General features: G+C 44.1%; 18 protein-coding genes. 11 read left to right on the top strand and 7 right to left on the bottom strand.

The window, feature by feature from the left end; translation table 11 throughout:
- Positions 1-21 precede the first annotated feature (21 nt).
- From M4S28_RS09215 to catB, 3 genes are all read left to right on the top strand, one after another.
- A complete protein-coding gene (locus M4S28_RS09215; protein ID WP_249631659.1) occupies positions 22-405 on the top strand; it encodes a nuclear transport factor 2 family protein in 384 nt (127 codons plus the stop codon).
- A gap of 124 nt (positions 406-529) precedes the next feature.
- Positions 530-1,261: a glucose 1-dehydrogenase gene (locus M4S28_RS09220; protein WP_249631660.1), complete on the top strand. Its 732-nt coding sequence runs from the start codon at positions 530-532 to the stop codon at positions 1,259-1,261.
- Between the two features lie 93 nt (positions 1,262-1,354).
- Positions 1,355-1,987 carry a type B chloramphenicol O-acetyltransferase gene (catB, locus tag M4S28_RS09225; protein ID WP_249631661.1) on the top strand — a complete coding sequence of 211 codons (633 nt, stop codon included), beginning with the start codon at positions 1,355-1,357 and terminating at the stop codon, positions 1,985-1,987.
- A 48-nt stretch (positions 1,988-2,035) separates the two neighbouring features.
- Here catB and M4S28_RS09230 read toward each other — a convergent pair whose 3' ends face one another.
- Positions 2,036-3,214, bottom strand: coding sequence for a BamA/TamA family outer membrane protein (locus M4S28_RS09230; protein ID WP_249631662.1), 1,179 nt, complete (start codon positions 3,212-3,214; stop codon positions 2,036-2,038).
- 118 nt (positions 3,215-3,332) lie between these two features.
- Positions 3,333-3,698 carry a c-type cytochrome gene (locus M4S28_RS09235; RefSeq protein ID WP_108101454.1) on the bottom strand — a complete coding sequence of 122 codons (366 nt, stop codon included), beginning with the start codon at positions 3,696-3,698 and terminating at the stop codon, positions 3,333-3,335.
- 244 nt (positions 3,699-3,942) lie between these two features.
- On the opposite strand from M4S28_RS09235, the gene M4S28_RS09240 reads away from it, so the two are divergent.
- The 3 genes from M4S28_RS09240 to M4S28_RS09250 all read left to right on the top strand — a co-directional run bounded on the left by M4S28_RS09240 (position 3,943) and on the right by M4S28_RS09250 (position 4,953).
- The gene (locus tag M4S28_RS09240) at positions 3,943-4,194 is read left to right on the top strand and encodes a Rho-binding antiterminator (RefSeq protein WP_004733849.1); all 252 of its coding nucleotides are present in this window, start codon (positions 3,943-3,945) and stop codon (positions 4,192-4,194) included.
- 8 nt (positions 4,195-4,202) lie between these two features.
- Entirely contained in the window at positions 4,203-4,436 is a 234-nt protein-coding gene (locus tag M4S28_RS09245; protein ID WP_004733848.1) for a hypothetical protein, read from the top strand.
- Positions 4,437-4,503: 67 nt separating this feature from the next.
- Positions 4,504-4,953 (top strand): GyrI-like domain-containing protein, encoded by a 450-nt coding sequence (locus M4S28_RS09250; protein WP_249631663.1) that lies wholly within the window; start codon positions 4,504-4,506, stop codon positions 4,951-4,953.
- Between the two features lie 173 nt (positions 4,954-5,126).
- Here the strand turns inward: M4S28_RS09250 and gltS are convergent, their stop codons facing one another.
- The 3 genes from gltS to M4S28_RS09265 all read right to left on the bottom strand — a co-directional run bounded on the left by gltS (position 5,127) and on the right by M4S28_RS09265 (position 8,604).
- On the bottom strand, positions 5,127-6,350 hold the full coding sequence (gene gltS / locus M4S28_RS09255) for a sodium/glutamate symporter (RefSeq protein WP_249631664.1): 1,224 nt from the start codon (positions 6,348-6,350) through the stop codon (positions 5,127-5,129).
- 76 nt (positions 6,351-6,426) lie between these two features.
- Positions 6,427-7,800: a patatin-like phospholipase family protein gene (locus tag M4S28_RS09260; protein ID WP_102465719.1), complete on the bottom strand. Its 1,374-nt coding sequence runs from the start codon at positions 7,798-7,800 to the stop codon at positions 6,427-6,429.
- A 144-nt stretch (positions 7,801-7,944) separates the two neighbouring features.
- Positions 7,945-8,604, bottom strand: a complete 660-nt coding sequence (locus M4S28_RS09265; RefSeq protein WP_249631665.1) for a glutathione S-transferase — start codon at positions 8,602-8,604, stop codon at positions 7,945-7,947.
- Positions 8,605-8,708: 104 nt separating this feature from the next.
- Here M4S28_RS09265 and M4S28_RS09270 point away from each other — a divergent pair, with 104 nt between their 5' ends.
- The gene (locus M4S28_RS09270) at positions 8,709-10,964 is read left to right on the top strand and encodes a peptidase U32 family protein (RefSeq protein WP_249631666.1); all 2,256 of its coding nucleotides are present in this window, start codon (positions 8,709-8,711) and stop codon (positions 10,962-10,964) included.
- A 184-nt stretch (positions 10,965-11,148) separates the two neighbouring features.
- On the opposite strand, the gene M4S28_RS09275 is transcribed toward M4S28_RS09270, so the two are convergent.
- Both M4S28_RS09275 and M4S28_RS09280 read right to left on the bottom strand, forming a co-directional pair.
- On the bottom strand, positions 11,149-11,613 hold the full coding sequence (locus M4S28_RS09275) for an acyl-CoA thioesterase (RefSeq protein WP_048658683.1): 465 nt from the start codon (positions 11,611-11,613) through the stop codon (positions 11,149-11,151).
- Between the two features lie 224 nt (positions 11,614-11,837).
- Positions 11,838-13,673, bottom strand: a complete 1,836-nt coding sequence (locus M4S28_RS09280) for an ABC transporter ATP-binding protein/permease (protein ID WP_249631667.1) — start codon at positions 13,671-13,673, stop codon at positions 11,838-11,840.
- Positions 13,674-14,235: 562 nt separating this feature from the next.
- Between M4S28_RS09280 and artP the strand changes: the two genes are divergently transcribed.
- The 4 genes from artP (at position 14,236) to artM (ending at position 17,171) form a co-directional block, all read left to right on the top strand.
- Positions 14,236-14,964, top strand: coding sequence for an arginine ABC transporter ATP-binding protein ArtP (gene artP, locus M4S28_RS09285; RefSeq protein WP_102339720.1), 729 nt, complete (start codon positions 14,236-14,238; stop codon positions 14,962-14,964).
- Between the two features lie 120 nt (positions 14,965-15,084).
- The gene (locus M4S28_RS09290; RefSeq protein WP_249631668.1) at positions 15,085-15,816 is read left to right on the top strand and encodes a lysine/arginine/ornithine ABC transporter substrate-binding protein; all 732 of its coding nucleotides are present in this window, start codon (positions 15,085-15,087) and stop codon (positions 15,814-15,816) included.
- 3 nt (positions 15,817-15,819) lie between these two features.
- A complete protein-coding gene (artQ, locus tag M4S28_RS09295; protein ID WP_249631669.1) occupies positions 15,820-16,506 on the top strand; it encodes an arginine ABC transporter permease ArtQ in 687 nt (228 codons plus the stop codon).
- Positions 16,503-17,171: an arginine ABC transporter permease ArtM gene (gene artM, locus M4S28_RS09300; RefSeq protein ID WP_249631670.1), complete on the top strand. Its 669-nt coding sequence runs from the start codon at positions 16,503-16,505 to the stop codon at positions 17,169-17,171. Before artQ ends, artM begins: the two co-directional genes overlap by 4 nt.
- The last annotated feature ends 168 nt before the right edge of the window (positions 17,172-17,339 follow it).

Consider the following 17,339-nt stretch of genomic DNA (forward strand, 5'->3'; position numbering starts at 1 on the left):
GAATGAATTTAAGGAAGAGTAATGACATCAAAAGACGTGGTATTAGGTTTTTGGGACGCAATGAGAACCAATGACTTTGCAAAGGCGAGTGAATGGTTAACGGAAGATTTTGAAGGCTATTGGCCTCAGTCGTCTGAATTGACGGTAGGCCGCGATAACTTTACGGCAATCAACTCTGAATACCCAGCCAATGGTGTTTGGGAATTCACCCTCAATTCGATTGTCTGTGAGGGAGATTCCGTAGTGACGAACGTTTCGGTTACTGACAGTGTATTGAAAGACCGAGTGATTACCTTTCACACGGTTGTTGATGGTTTAATTCAAAAGCAAACTGAGTTTTGGCCAGACCCGTTCGAAGCGCCGGCGTGGCGATCGCAGTGGGTTCAGGTTGTATCGAAAAATTAGTTTGTATCGATACGATCAGTTTGTAACGAAAACCCAGGTCGTATCGAATAATCAGGTTATATCGAACGATCAGGTTTCATCGAAAAATCAGGTTTTAACAAACAAGTGGTATTAGGAGGTTTCATTGAGCAAGGTAGTGATTGTAACGGGCGGAAGCCGAGGTATTGGCGCAGCGACGTCTAAATTGTTGGCCAGTAAAGGCTATGCTGTATGCGTCAACTTCATACACAATGAGTCGCGAGCTGAAGATTTAGTGAACGAGATTCGCGAACAAGGCGGAACCGCGATAAGCGTGCGTGCGGATGTGTCTATTGAATCGGACGTGAAATCCTTATTCGAGATTGCACGTAATAAGCTAGGTCCAGTGACTCACTTGGTCAATAATGCCGGGATCTTGTTTACCCAGTCACCATTGGTTGATATTGAATTGGATCGCTTTGAAAAGGTGATGAAATCCAACGTATCAAGCTGCTTTCTGTGCAGTAAAGCCTTTATCAAACAAGCTGATGGCGCGGGTTCGATTGTGAATGTATCGTCTGCCGCTTCTCGCACCGGTGCACCGTTTGAGTATGTGGATTACGCAGCATCCAAAGGTGCGATGGATTCACTGACCAAAGGCTTATCGCTTGAATTGGCTGCGCGTAATATCCGAGTTAATGGTGTAAGGCCAGGTTGTATCTACACTGAGATGCACGCAGACGGCGGAGAGCCTGATCGCGTAGACAGACTAGCTTCGCAGTTACCATTACAACGAGGTGGCACGCCAGAAGAAGTCGCTAACTCTATCGCGTGGTTACTGTCAGACGAAGCTTCTTATGTAACCGGCTCATTTATTGATATTGCGGGCGGGCGATAGGGCACGTTGGCCTTTACACTAAGATAAACCAGTTAAAACCATAAACACGCAACAAAAGTACCTAACTAAAAGAACGAAACTAAGAGTACAAACATGAAAAACTATTTTGAAAGTCCGTTTGTCGGAAAGTCACTCAAAGAACAAGTGACCAACCCAAACATCATCGTGGGCGAGCACAGCTATTACTCGGGTTACTACCATAACCACAGTTTTGATGACTGTGCGCGTTACCTATTACCGGATAGAACCGACATCGATAAGCTGATCATCGGTAGCTATTGTTCGATTGGTTCTGGCGCAGTCTTCATGATGGCGGGCAACCAAGGCCACCAAAATCAGTGGGTGAGTACCTTCCCGTTCTTCTATCAAGACGACGAGAAATTTGAAGATGCGATAGACGGCTTCGAACGCTCTGGTGATACCGTGATTGGTAACGATGTGTGGATTGGCACAGAAGCCATGATCATGAGTGGTGTTAAGGTCGGTGACGGAGCAATCATCGCAAGTCGAGCGGTTGTGACGAAAGACGTCGCACCATACTCGATTGTTGGTTCAAACCCTGCGCGTCACATCCGCTATCGTTTCAATGAAACTGAAATTGCTCAGTTGTTAGAAATGAAATGGTGGGAGTGGAACGAAGAACAAATCAAAGGCGCGATGCCATTGATGTGTTCTTCAGATATCGACGGTTTGTACCAATATTGGAAAGCGTTCGCGCAATCTTAAATTCAGGCTCGCTGAAATTACAAGTGCGCCTAAATAAACGCACGTGAGCTAGATACCAGCACCGACTTGGAAGTAGAGGGCGGTATCTTCTTCACTGAACGCAATATCAATCCCTGAAATCAAACCATAGCGCCTTGCAATAAGGTAACGGAAACCGACGCCATAAGCAGCGTGAGAGCTTTGATCAAACATGTCTTTATCGCTGTCACCCGCATAGCCAATTCCCGTAAACACTGCGGTTGACCAACGTGGTGTCCATTGTTTGCTTATTTGAACTTCTGCCGCGACCGTGTGTTCACCTTGATATCGATTGCGGGCGATACCTCTGAGTTCAATGTCTGGGTAATATTGAGGAGAAAGCACGCGTTCATTGGTCGACAATGACTTGTACTGTCCTCGCAACGCTAAGTTCCACTCCTTGTTTAACTCCCAATAATTCAGCCCTTCCAAGTTAAACGTTTGATAGGTGTAATCACTGCCAATGGCATCACCAAACCAAAGGTATTCCGCGACATAGTTGTATCCTTGCGTCGGATTCAAGAAGCTGTTCTTGCTGTCGTATTCAGCGATTAGACCCAAACCGGAAGAGGTCGGTGACGTGTTGCCAATGTTGTTTAAGATTTCTTGCGCTTTAGGATGATTATTAAGTGAGAGTGTTGGTGCGAAGAACTGTTGAGAAAACCCCAGTAACCATTGGGAGTCGGGTACTCTAAATTGGAGTTTCTGTATCCCGCCCATGCCTTTGAGTCCTAGCTCAACACCTTCGTTTGGATCGAGTGGAGACAAGGCGTTCGGAGAGCTTTGTCTATAAAAGGTCATGTTGATATCGCCATAACCTAATCCACCAAGGTAGCGTATAGAGTCCTCATTCCAACTGCGCTTGTGACCAACAAACGCCATCCAAGTGCCATTCTCTGTCGCAAAGCCGCCAATCGCAGTGATTGCAGGGGTGAGAAGCTGCGCGCCACCATCGAGTGATTTTTCAGCGAGTTCTTTACGTGTGTTTTTTTGCTCTTCAGATTCGTGCATGAAGATACCAGTGAAGCCGCCACCGTATCCTACCGCAGGCTCAGTAATTAGAATTGGAACAGGAAGAAAACCGTAGGCATTTTCTGCGAGGTATTCTCCCATATCGAGTTGGCCATCAATTTCATCGATAAAGCTGACGGCGTGTGTCGCCGTAGAAACAAGTATAAGGCTACTTAGTGCTAAAGGTTTAAAGGTCATAACATTCCGTATTATTCACTATCCATTAAATTGAGTGTAATCAATCAAATAGATAGCGCAATAGAACGAGGAGTATTAACCGATATATCTGTTCAAAAGGCGAATGGAACAGCGTTTACTATTGGATAGTTTCTACGTACGTCAGAATATCCAGAGCATCTTGCTTGGTAATTGTCCCTTTCCACGTTGGCATACCTTGTTCTACGTTACCTTCTAAAATGTCATCTGCCAAAGAACTTGGACTGGTAAAAAAGCCGCCTAGTTTATTAGCGATATTGGCGGGCTTGTGTGGCAATGAAGCGGCAGTGGGGCCATCACCGTGTCCTTTGTCGCCATGACACACCCGACAAAGCTGCGTGTATTTGGCTTTACCATTGGCAAAGTGCCTCGCATCGATTTCTGAGGCGGCACTCGCATTAAACGTCATCATTGAAGCGACTAAACCTAAAAAAGCTAACACGTGTAAATGGTTCATGGTTTTCATTGTTTTGTTCTCGATTATTATTTAACAATGAAAGAATAAGCAGGCGTGAGTAGAAGAAACGTGAATGGGTAAAGCGGGATTAAGCTAAGTTTAGAAGTAGGTTTAGAAGCAAGTTTAGAAATAGGATTAGAAACAAGTTTAGTTGCGGACGAACATCAATGTGATGTAGGTAAATGATTGATTATATGCATATTGCATAGTATGGCGTGTCGCATTAGCGTGGTGGATGAATTGGAGGGGTATTATGATTAGTTGCAACGATTACGATTATATTGAGATTGTGTGTATGCACCGATACCCAATCAAATTAACGCTGAAGTCTGGCGAGCAGATTGAATGTGTCGGATTAGATACTCAACGCAATGATAGCCGTGAAGAGTGCATTAAGGTCAGTATTCAAGGTGTAGAACAACTTGTCGTACTCACTGATCTTTCCACACTAGAAGTCTGTGTCGACAATCCTCATTTTCAGCAGATTTCATTCAAAACGTCATAGGCTTTCAAATGAATAACACCATAGAACAATGCTATTGCACCGCGTGCAGAGAAGACACACAACATGTTGTTGTGTTGGTCAGAAAGACGAGTGCGTTTGCAGACAAACCTAACCAAAAGCGAAGCGAGTTTTGGGCAGGCATGATAAAAGGTTGGTTCCTTGGCCCGTTTATCGCGTCAATGGATGAGTTTTCTCGTCACCTTGTCTGTGAAAAGTGTGGCCATAAAGAGATACAAGATTAGTCGTGTTATTTTACAAAACATTGGATTCAATACAGTTAGATCGTCAATTGGCTTAGGAATAAAACGAATGAAAGTAGAAACGATTGAAGCCGTAAAGGCGTATGGTTTTTCAGTAAGAACCACTAATACCGATGAGATTGACCCAGCCAAAGCCAAGATAGGGCAATTGTGGCAGGGCTTTTTTGACCAAGCGTTTCCAAAATTAACGCCGGATTCAAAAGTGTATGGTGTCTACACCAATTACGAGTCTGACTTTACGGGTGAATTTGATGTCATCGCTTGTACTAGCGCACTCACCGATAACAATTTAGATGCGCTTGTCGAAACCGAAATACAAGCAGGCAAATACTTAACGTTTTCTGCTGAAGGTGAACTCCCTCAAGCAGTGATCGACCTATGGGGTGAAGTGTGGGCGTATTTCAACGCTGCAGATTGCCCACATGTTCGAACTTACACGACAGATTTTGAATTCTACAAAGGTGAAACTGAAGTCGAGGTTTCGATAGCGATTCAATAAGCTTTGGGTTGTAGTTAGTGATAGTCAAATTGAGTCATTAGCAAAAGAGCCGCTCTGTACGAGCGGCTCTTTTTATTGGGGTACACCGCTTTAATGAATTGGGGTACACCGTCTAAATAAATTGCGGTACACCGCTTTAACAAATTGTGGAATATCGTATTAACAAAGGTCAGCTACATCATTCTCATGAAGTAAGGAATGATCAGGGCGTTCGCTAAATCAATGAAGAACGCGCATACCAATGGCACGATGATGAAGGCTTGCGCTGAATGCCCATATTTCTGACTTACTGCCGACATGTTCGCCATGGCTGTCGGTGTTGAACCTAACGAAATCCCTCCGAACCCAGCACATACAACAGCCGCATCATAGGTCTTACCCATTGATGGGAACACGATGAAGATATTGATTATCACGGCCAGTAGCAGCTGCATTGCCAATATCGCGAAGATGGGACCCGCCAAGTCAATGAGCGTCCAAAGCTGCATGCTCATTAATGACATCGCCAAAAATGTACCCAGGGAGATTTCAGCAATTAAGTCGATAGCGGGCGAGCGTGTCGGCCATTTTGCGCCCGAGATTCTTGGGTAGGAGTCAGGCATTACGTTGGTGATCACGATACCCGCAAACAAACACGATACGAACAGTGGAAGCTGTAATCCTGTCTGACTGATCAATTCATTAAGCAACGCGCCGACAATGACACAAATATGGATCGCTAACACGGCGTCTAAAAATTGAAATGATGTGAGGGCTTGTTGTTGCTTTTTGGCCTTTGAATCGATTGAACCTGATTGTTCATCAGTAGGTTTGAGGTTGTGGCGCTTGATGAGAAACTTCGCAATAGGACCGCCCATAAGGCTGGCTAAAATAAGCCCGAATGTTGCACTGGCGATACCAATTTCCATTGCACTTTCTAGGCCGAACTCTTCTGCAACCTTAGGTGCCCAAGCAATCGCGGTGCCATGTCCGCCAATCAGTGAAATACTTCCGCTGAGTAGACCAAAAACAGGCTCTAAACCAAACATAGACGCGACAGAAATACCGACGATGTTTTGCATGATCATAAAGAAGATGGTGATCGCGAGCAGAATGACTAACGGTTTTCCACCTTTGAACAGGTCTTTCAAGCTTGAATTGATGCCGATTGTCGTAAAGAAATAAACCAATAAAACGTCGCGAGCCAATAGGTCAAACTGAACTTCAATGGATGTTGTTGCATAAAGCGAAGCAAACAACAACGAAGCTAAGATCCCACCAGATACGGGTTCTGGAATACTAAACTCTTTTAAAAAGCCAATGACCTGGTTAAGCCTTCGACCGATGAATAGAACCACAATACCCATGGTCACCGCAAAGAATGACCCTAGGTGTAAGACGTTGTTTTCAAATTCCATAATAAGCCTGTATAAGTAAAATTCTGACGTGTGTTATGACTGTCGATACGTCATTTAATAAGCAACTAGGTTAGCATTATTTTTGGTTACCAAAAGATAAGAATGTTTGAAATTCAGTATCTGAGATAAGTTGTTTGTTTCCCTCCTCAATGAGTATGTCGACGTTTTCTTTGTCTATCATGAAGTCTGTCGGGATTTGATTGAGTAGGTAGCGCTTAGCGCTGTTATTGGTTTTGTTCAAGCTGACTTCAATGAAGTAAGGGGTAACCTCGTGATCTTGATAAGAGGCAAATTCTGACCAAGATTCCAACTCGTCAACGATGAGATCTTTGGTCGTATCATTATAACGGTGCAGTTGAATGTCTGTGATGACGTCTACCGTCTGTTTCATGCTTGGTGCTTCAAGAGAGCGACCAATTCCGGATTCTGGCATTGTTGCAGCATCAACCGAAATGATGACAATAGGGCGAGCGTTTTGATTTCCATGTAAACTTTTTAGCTGTTCTTTGTCGTTGTAGCGCAAGTATTCAAATATCTCGTAGACTGACAACAAACCGAGGTTATCTGTAATCCCGCCATCAACCAGGTGGAGATAATTAACGTCGTCTTTATTGCTATATGACTTCAGCGATTTGATCAGATTTCGGTTGCGGTAGCTTGTCGTATCAAATGAAGGCTGCAAGTGCTCTGTTTTGTCACAATCTTTTTTGTTCTCAAGTACAACAGGGGTGAATACAAAAGGGACGGCAGAAGATGCAGTCACTGAACTCGAAACTGAATAACTGTTTAAGTCTGAGCAAATGAGATCAAAGTATTCTTGTGTAAATGAAAAGCGAGAACCTGTTGAGATATCAGTAGCGTTAATCACGATGTATGGTGCGCCATCACGTCGAATATCAGCGAATGTACTATCACCAAAGATGTTGGCCTCGTAATAGTCTGTCGCTTTGTCGGTTCTTGTCGCGTATGAGAACCAATAGGTAGGAGACAACACGATAGAGAGTAGGTCTTTAGAGACTTCGTGATAAAGAAACGCCTCTTCGTAATCTTCAAATATCTTGTCGCCATATAAGCCGTAATAGGCGGCGGTAAAACTCCCTCCCGACACGGAGCTGATCATGTCTACTTCTTCTAATAGATTGATACTTTCGCCATCGATTTCCATATTTGTATCGCGCAATGCCTGCAATACGCCATAAGAAAGCGCGGCAGCACGTGTACCACCTCCAGAAAAAGAGAGAATTAAGGTGACTTTGTCGTCTTGCTTATGGAAATTTTCAGCGGTGTAGGATTGGTTCGGTGGTTCGTCTAACTGACTTGTGTTGGTTGTTTTATTTTTAGCACTACAACCAGAAAGGTTGAGTGAGAAGGCCACTAGCAATGATATTTGCGTTAACCCTTTCAACCAATACTCTGGTTTGTCTAATACGTTACTTTTGGTTTTCGACATAGTGCATTTCAAACTGACGTGTTGTTGAGTGAAATGCTATTTTCGTTGATATTAGATAGGCCATCAATGGCGCTGCCTGTAATTCAGTGTCACGATTTTCGTAACAATTCAGAGCTCATTACGCTCATACAGAACGGTTTAGCACTACCCAAAAAGACAATCTTGCTTGGTTTCATTCCACAAAGGGTATTGTTTCATTACTTGGGAATAGAGCTTACTTTCTAGGTGCGCTCTTAACCAACGTCCTACGCTTTGGTATTCAGATTGCACAAACCACTTCTTTTCTACACGCACAAATTGGCTGACGAATGGCATCACTGCAAAATCGGCTAGGCTTGGTGTGTCGCCGAACAGGTAGGGATGAAGGGTCAGTTTACTTTCGAGTTCAGATATAAAATCTTCGCAGTTGTGCCTGCGTTGTTCACTATCATCGTTTCGATAACGTACTGAAGCGCGGTATTTCTCTAAGTGACCAATAAACTCATTGTCGTTGGTTTTAATAAGCTGGTGGATCAACTCACTTAAGGTGGGATTGCGCGAACGTAGAAGATCTTGAGGATCGTTTTGCTCCAACGCCCAATTCATCACATCGATGCTTTGCTCTATGATTGTCCCTTGTGGCAAAACCAATACCGGGACGGTACCTTTTGGCGAACTGGCCAATAGTTCGCTAGGCTTATCTTTGGTCACGATTTCTCTAAGTAACACTTTTTGCTGGGACAAGGCGATCCCCATTCTCCCGCGCATCGCGTAAGGGCAGCGTCTTAAAGAATAAAGGATCGGTAAATCGGATTCGTTTGGCATTATTGAGGTCATTTAGTTTGAAAAGTGTTGTTAGGTGGTAAAGAGATCGTGATGTAGGTAGAATACGCGGCTTAAAAATTATAAGTAAGTGAGCGACTTCAAAAATGAGCAGAAAGATTGAGTTATTAGCCCCTGGTGGCGATGTTGAGGCAATTAAAGCAGCCATCGTAGCAGGAGCTAATGCGGTTTATTGTGGTTTAGACACCTTCAACGCTCGTAACAGAGCCTCTAACCTGTCGTTAGATGAATTGAATGGTGTGATTCGCCTTGCTCATGAATATGGCTGTGAAGTGTTTCTGACTCTTAACGTTGTGCTGCTGGAGCATGAGATTAAGAGCATTACTAAACTGCTAAACCAACTGGTGAACACCAAACTAGACGGGATTATCGTTCAAGACCTTGGTTTGTTCGATTTGGTGAAAAAACATTTTCCATCACTTGATGTACACGCGTCTACGCAGCTGACCACACATAACGAAGGCCAGATTAAATTCTTGTCTAAGATTGGCGCAACACGCGTTAACTTATCTCGTGAATTGAACCTACCTGAAATCAAAATGCTGACGGAAGTCGCACACGATCACGACGTACTGACCGAAGTGTTTGTGCATGGTGCTTTGTGTATCGCATTCTCAGGCCAATGTTACTCAAGTTCTGTAAGTGTGGGTAACTCTGGTAACCGTGGCCGTTGTAGCCAGGCGTGTCGCGATGAATACGAAATCACAGACGCGGGTAACAAGTTCCCATTGAACTTAAAAGATAACTCGGCGTATTACGACTTACCTGAATTGGTTGATGCTAAAGTTGACTCGTTAAAAGTAGAAGGCCGTATTAAAGGCGCGCACTACGTTTACACAGTAGTAGATACATGGCGTAAACAGATTGATAGCTTTGTGGAAAGTGGTTTGTTGATCGAAGACGATTCGAACCTGCACAAAGTATTCAACCGTGATTTCACCAACTCTTTCCTTAAGGGCAACCTAACGAAAGACATGTTCATCGATAACCCGCGTGACAACAGCATGAACTATGCCGTTGATAAAGCGACCAAAGAGAACAATGAAATCTCTGTTGTGCAGATTCAAGAAGTGACCAGCGATCTCTACGAAGCTAAGAATGCGCTTGGTAGTGAAATGCGTGACAAGATTGAGTTCCTTGATATTCGTAAAACAGCAGTGTCACTTTCGTTCAATGCGAAATTAGGCCAAGCCTTGACTGTGACGGTAACATCAGACAAAGAAAGCTTTGAAGTTCAGTCTAAGTCTCTGTTAGAAACTGCGGCTGAAACATCGATTACTCAAGAGTTACTAGAAAAACGTTTCAAGTCAGTGAAGAGTGCGGTGCATACGCTAGAAAGCTACAATTACGACAATCTAGATGCTGGCCTTATTCTTCCTCTAAAAGAAGTTTCTGTCTTAAAAGACGAAATCGACTTCATTCTTAACGGTTCTGTAAAAGTCATTAAGCACGTTGAAGTACCTGCATTGCCTAAGCATCCTAAAGTGAATGAAACGCCAACATTATCTATGTTGATCGCAGACGTTGAAGATTTACACTTGTGTGATGTAACGGACGCTGACGTTTACTTCAAATTGCCTGAAAGCTTCAAGAAGCGTTGTAACAAGTACATCGATATCTTGGCGGCAAACCCTAGCTTAATTCCTTGGTTCCCGGCAGTATTGATCGGTAAAGATTACGACGAAGCGGTTCGTATTCTTGAAGAGATCAAGCCAGCTCGTATCGTAACCAACAACACGGGTATTGCTTACAAAGCTTACGAGATGGGTATTGAGTGGGTTGCAGGCCCGTTCATGAACACCACAAACTCTCACGCACTGGTTACGCTGAAAGAAGAGCTGAACTGTGCTGGTGCTTTCATTTCGAACGAGATCAACAAAGGTCAGATTCGTCATATTCGCCGCCCAGAGAACTTCAAACTGTTCTACAGCATCTACCACCCAATCTTGATGATGACCAGCCGCCAGTGTTTCTTCCAAAGAACCGTGGGTTGTAACAAGCCAAGCATTGAAGCCGGTTGTATGTTGAAGTGTGAGAAAGCGACCACAATTACCAACGTGAAAGGCATCTCTTTCGCGGTTGATAAACAGAAGGGTGGCTACCCAAGCATTTACAACCACGAGCAGTTCTTAAACCATGACGCTGTAACGGATTTCTCAGGTCTGTTCGACGAGTTCTTCATTGACCTGACCAACATCGGCGCTGGTTCGAAAGAAGTACAAGACAAGGCTGAGCTAATCAAGCATTTCCAAGGTTTGATTAACGGCGTTGATGGGTCACAACAGAACCTAGAGCAAATGGTTGAAGTTCGTACTAACGCTCAATACGTACAAGGTTTATAGGGTTCAAGATTTGCAGTCTGCAAGGTCTGCAAGGTCTGCAAGCTTCTAGGTTTATAGACCTCAAGGTTTAAAGTAATACGAACCAATAAATAGAAAAAAAGAGGCCACTCAATTGAGTGGCCTCTTTATGTTTAGGTCTCTTAAGAAGCATAAACGAGATCGGAATTTAGTTGGCGTGTAACGTTTATTCCGTCACGGTTTCTTGTTTGAAGCATGGGCTTTTCAACGTGTTCATCTTTTCAATTTCGTTGGTTAAGCGCAGCGAGAGCAGGGCTTTTTGGTTTGAAGCAAAATCAAACATCACGATAGTCGCGGTGCCAATGGTCGTCAGTTTTTGCTGAGTCTTACTGACAATCGCGTATTCCATGGTGAATCGATCATCTTGAATATCAGTAACACGAGAGCCAATCATCAAGGTATCTGGATACGTGACTGGGCGGAAATACTTACAGTAAGTGTCACCAAGAACAGGGCCAACTTTGGTAATCGCCATCTCTTCCATCAGCTCAACGTGCTTAAAGAAATCTAAGCGAGCGGTTTCGAAATAGCGAAAATATACGGCGTTGTTAACGTGATTGAGTGCGTCCATTTCTCCCCAAGCGACAGGGATTTCTGTTACTACCGGGTAGTCAGATAATAGTGCTTCCATGCGAACTCTCTTATTGTTATCTGTGTAGTTAATGTTATCTGCTTATCCTTCATCGGGATAAGTTGTTATTGGAATAAAAACCCTACCGCTAAATTAACAAAACTGCAACACGTGTGATTTAAGTTTTTGAAGCTTGAAACCACACAATGTCAGTGACTTAACTTTCCGTTACTTATTGACTAGTGCCTCACTAAACAAACGACTTACGCACATCCACTCAATGATTACGCACTAAGGTGTTTGAATTGCAGTTCAACTAAGCGTTGGTACAATTCGCAGCTATTGATGAGAGACTGGTGGTCGCCGATGTCTACCAACTGTCCTTTATCGAGCACTGCAATCTGGTCGGCGTGTTTAATTGTTGATAATCGATGGGCGATAATGATCGTCGTTCTACCACGCATTAACTCTTCTAAAGCTTGTTGAACGTGATGCTCACTTTCGCTGTCTAGTGCGCTGGTTGCTTCGTCCAACAATAGAATGTTTGGATCTTTTAGGATGGCACGAGCAATCGCAATACGCTGTCTCTGGCCACCAGAAAGCCTAACACCGCGTTCACCAAGAAAGCTGTGATAGCCTTCAGGTAGGTTTTGGATGAACTCATGTGCATGTGCTTTTTTAGCCGCTTCGATAACTTGCTCGTCCGTTGCTTTCGGGTTTCCGTAGCGAATGTTGTGGAACACATCGTTACTGAACAGAGCAGGTTGCTGCGGCACCAATGCCATCTGCTTTCTTAGCTCGTTAGGATCAAACTGATTCAGTTCAACACCGCCTAAGGTTACTTTACCCACTTGCGGGTCGTAGAAACGTTGCAACAGTTCAAACAAAGTAGTTTTCCCCGCGCCTGACGGGCCAACCAATGCCAACACTTTGCCTTCATGCGCAGTGAGCGTGAGGTTACTTGTTGCGGGTTGATCCGGTCTTGATGGGTAACAGAAGGTCACATCATCAAAAGCGACTTCTGGTGTTAGCTTATCAAGCGGTGTTGGTTTCGCTACTGGCGCAACAATATGGCTTTCAACTTGTAGGATTTCGATTAATCGCTCGGTCGCACCTGCCGCACGTTGCAGTTCACCCATCACTTCAGAAATGGTACCTAATGACGAAGCTACCATGATTGCGTAGAACACAAACGCCGCTAAATCACCTGCCGACATGGTGCCGTTGATGACATCACTGCCACCAACCCACAGCATCCCTGATATTGCGCTGAACACGATAACAATCACGCCAGAGATAAGAATCGCACGCTGTTTTACACGCTGGCGACCAATCTCATAAGCTTTTTCCACTTCTACCGCGAATGACGCTTTCTCTTGCGCTTCTCGGCTGTAGCTTTGCACCGTTTTAATGTGCTCAATTGCCTCACCTGCGTAAGAACCGACATCAGACATCGAATCTTGGCTTTGGCGAGATAGGGCTCTTACACGGCGCCCATAGACAAGGATCGGAATCAAGATAAATGGCACCGAGGCCAATACAATCAACGTCAGCTTAATATTGGTCGCAAACAGCATGATGATTGCACCAATACACATCAACGCGCTGCGCATCGCCATAGAGAACGATGAACCAATGATGCTTTGAAGCAGAGTGGTATCCGTGGTGATTCGCGACATGATGTCGCCACTGCCATTGGTTTCAAAGTAACTCGGGTGCAGCGTCACGACATGATTGAAAACCGACAAGCGAATGTCCGCACTCACACGTTCCCCAACAGAAGAAACCAAATAGAAGCGGAAGAAAGTACCAATCGAGATTAATACGACCACGACCATGATGAATTGAATCGCACTGCCTAAATCTGAGAGTGATTGTTGGCTAAAACCTTGGTCGATAAGAAGGCGAATACCGTGTCCGACTGAAAGGGTTAAGCTCGCTGTGAAGATCAACGCGATCAACGCAGCAATAACACGACCTTTATAAGGCTGAATGAATTTACTCAGCTCAAACAAAATACTGAGGCTTTTCTTCTCAGGTTTGGGGTCTGGCGCTTTTTGAGTAGAGCGCTGAGTCGATTGCTGAGTTGAGTCGAGCGTAGAAGAGACATCGTTTTGCATATGACTGCCTTAATGTGTTGTCGCTTTAAAAATAGATGGCTTGTTACTTATTACTTATTGCTTATGGCTTATGACTTATGGCCTGTACTGCGCGTTGTTCGCTGGGAAGTAATTATTGTTGAGAATAGAACCCATTAAAGCATTTATTGCGCTGTGACGCTCCCCAGGAAACTCAATTTCCAATATTTCATCAACACTAAGTGAATAATTCGAAACGACCTTAAAGGAAAACTAAGCATCTTGATCCAGTCAGTTGGATAGGAAACTAAGCTATTTAACCCTAATTTTTATGCAAGTAAATTAGTGTTGATAGGAGAGTGCACACATAAACAAGCAACCGTGCGATGATTTATAAATTGATAGAAAAACGTTTGCTTTTTATCTCGATACTAACCTTATCAATAGCTTGCAAATTTTAGTTGTAAGACCAGTTATAGCGACTGTTTTTTGCACAATATTTGTTACAAAAATTCAACAAAGTAGTTTTTTATACATTTTTCTTGCATAAAACCTCGGATTGAATAGAATAACCAACAAATGACAATTAATGCAGTATTGTGGCATGAGTATTCAAGTAAAGAGCATCAACAAATCATACGGTGATACCCAAGTTCTTCACGACATCAGTTTCGACTGTGAGAGTGGCGAAACCTTGGTATTGCTTGGCCCAAGCGGCGCTGGCAAGAGTTCACTACTGCGTGTTTTGAACCTGCTAGAAATCGCGGATAACGGCGAATTAGACATTGCTAACGAGCAATTCGACTTTGCTGGTCAGATCCAAGAGAAGCAAGGGCTTAAACTTCGTCGTAAAGTCGGCATGGTGTTCCAGCAATACAACTTATGGCCACACATGACGGTGATGGAAAACTTGATTGAAGCACCAACGAAAGTTGCGGGTTTGGATAAGCAAGAGGCGATTAAGCAAGCTCAAGAAGTACTAAAGACACTTCAACTTGAAGATAAAGCTGACGCTTGGCCACTTCAACTGTCTGGCGGTCAACAACAGCGTGTTGCGATTGCACGTGCGCTGATGATGAAACCGGATGTGTTGTTGTTTGATGAGCCAACAGCGGCGCTTGATCCTGAGATCACCAACCAAGTCGTGAGCATTATTAAAGAATTGAGCGGAACGGGCATTACCCAAGTGGTCGTGACGCACGAAGTCGACTTCGCGAAGAAGATTGCTAGCCACGTTCTGTACCTAGAGAAAGGGTACATCGTTGAACACGGCACCAGTGATTCATTCGTTAATCCGCAGACACCTGAGTTTGCTGAATATTTGACTCATTAAGTAAGTCACGTATTAAAAGAAAGTTGACTCACTAGATTTAGCTAAACACAACATCAATTAAAACAATCAAATTATAAGAATGGCCACAGGCCGCTATCAAACAGTATTCGGAGTAACAACATGAAAAAGATTCTACTAGCTTCACTTATCGGCCTTGCTTCTTTCAACGCAGCGGCGCAAGAAGAAATCAAATTCGCAATGGAAGCAACTTACGCACCATTCGAATACATGGATGAGAACAACCAAATTCAGGGTTTTGACGTAGACTTAGCAAACGCACTTTGTGAAGAGCTGAAAGCAACGTGTACTTTCCACAACCAAGCATTCGATAGCTTGATCCCTGCACTTAAATTCAAACGTTACGATGCAGCTATCTCAGCAATGGACATTACTGAAACACGTCTTAAACAGGTGAACTTCTCTAACGCATATTACGACAACTCTGCAGCATTCATCTCTTTCGAAGGCAAAGTCGCAGACCAAGCAGCACTAGAAGGTAAGCGTGTTGGTGTTCAAAACGGTTCTACTCACCAGAGCTTCCTACTTGAGCAAATGACTGGCGTAACAGCGGTACCTTACTCAAGCTACCAAGATGCATTTATCGACATGAAAAACGGTCGTATCGATTCTGTATTCGGTGACACAGCCGTTGTAGCAGAATGGTTCAAGAAAGAAGACAACCTAACGTACGTTGGCGACCAAGTAACAAACCAAGAGTACTTCGGTAACGGCTTTGGCATCGCAGTAAACAAGAGCAACCAAGAACTTGTAGACCAGCTTAACGTTGCACTTGCTGCAGTGAAAGCGAACGGCGAATACGACAAGATCTTCAACAAGTACTTCGGTAAGTAATTTATGGAATTAACGGGTTACTCTTTAGGGCTCGTCGAAGCAAGCTGGGTGACTGTTCAGCTTGCATTCGTAAGTCTATTGGTTGGATTGGTTCTAGCAGTTTTGTTTGCAAGTGGTGAGATGTCTCGTCGTATTGCAATCAAATGGCCAACGACTGCATTTGTGACGATTGTTCGTGGTTTACCAGAAATTCTGGTCGTACTGTTTATCTACTTTGGTTCGACACAAGTTCTGTTCATGATCACTGGCGACTTCATAGAAGTGAGCCCGTTCTTATCTGGTGTTGTTGCACTGTCACTTATCTTTGCTTCTTACGCGTCACAAACCATCCGTGGTGCTTTGAAAGCAGTAAGCAAAGGGCAGAGAGAAGCAGCAAGCGCGCTTGGTATCTCTCAATCACGTTCATTCTTTCGTATCGTATTACCTCAAGCGGTAAGACACGCGCTACCAGGGTTAACCAACCAATGGTTAGTGTTACTAAAAGACACCGCATTAGTATCACTGATTGGCGTAACGGATTTGCTGAAACAAGCACAATTAACATCAGCGGCAACGCACGAAGCATTTACTTGGTACGCGACAGCAGCAGCAATCTACTTGGTCATCACTTTAATCACCCAAAGATTGGTAAAAGTGATTGATGGTAAGTTCTCTATTCAAGGTTTGGGTAACAAAGGGGCAATGGCATGAATCAACAATACCTCTCTCAAATGCTTGAAGGCTTAGCGACCAGTCTGCAACTTACAGGCGCTTCATTGCTGGTTGGTTGTATCTTGTCACTGATGATGACGGTAACGCTAATCCTAAGAATACCGGCAATTCACTGGTTAACACGTGGCATCATCACGCTGTTCACCGGCACACCATTATTGGTGCAAATCTTCTTGGTGTATTACGGCCCGGGCCAATTCGATTGGATTCGTGAAAGCTTCCTATGGACTTGGTTAAGCCAACCTTGGTTCTGTGCAATGTTAGCATTAGCATTGAACACCGCCGCATACAGCACGCTACTGTTCAGAGGCGCATTCAACGCCATTCCAGCAGGGCAGTGGGAAGCATGTCGCGCACTTGGCATGGACAAAATCGCAACGCTGAAAGTGTTACTGCCATACGCTCTACGCCGCGCCGTTCCAGCTTACTCGAACGAAGTGATTCTAGTTTTCAAAGGTACGTCACTGGCAAACACCATCACCATTATGGATTTGATGGGCTACGCTCAGCGTATCAACGGCCAAACCTACGACACGCTCACCGTGTTCGGCATTGCTGGCGCATTCTACTTAGCAGTAAACGGCATACTAACGCTGATCTTCCGCCAAGTAGAGAAGAAAGCTCTCGCATTCGAAGCGGCGTAAGCTAGCCACTCACAAGCTTAACTAACGTATAAAGCCTGCCATTTATGTTCGCATAGATGGCAGGCTTTTCTGTTTTTGGGGTATGTGTAGAGGTGCTGTTTTTATATCCAGTAGTGCGGGTTTTTGCGAAATTCATACTATATGGAAATATTCTGCACTTTGTCATTC

This window comes from Vibrio sp. J383 (assembly GCF_023503985.1).
Classification (GTDB): Bacteria; Pseudomonadota; Gammaproteobacteria; order Enterobacterales; family Vibrionaceae; genus Vibrio; species Vibrio splendidus.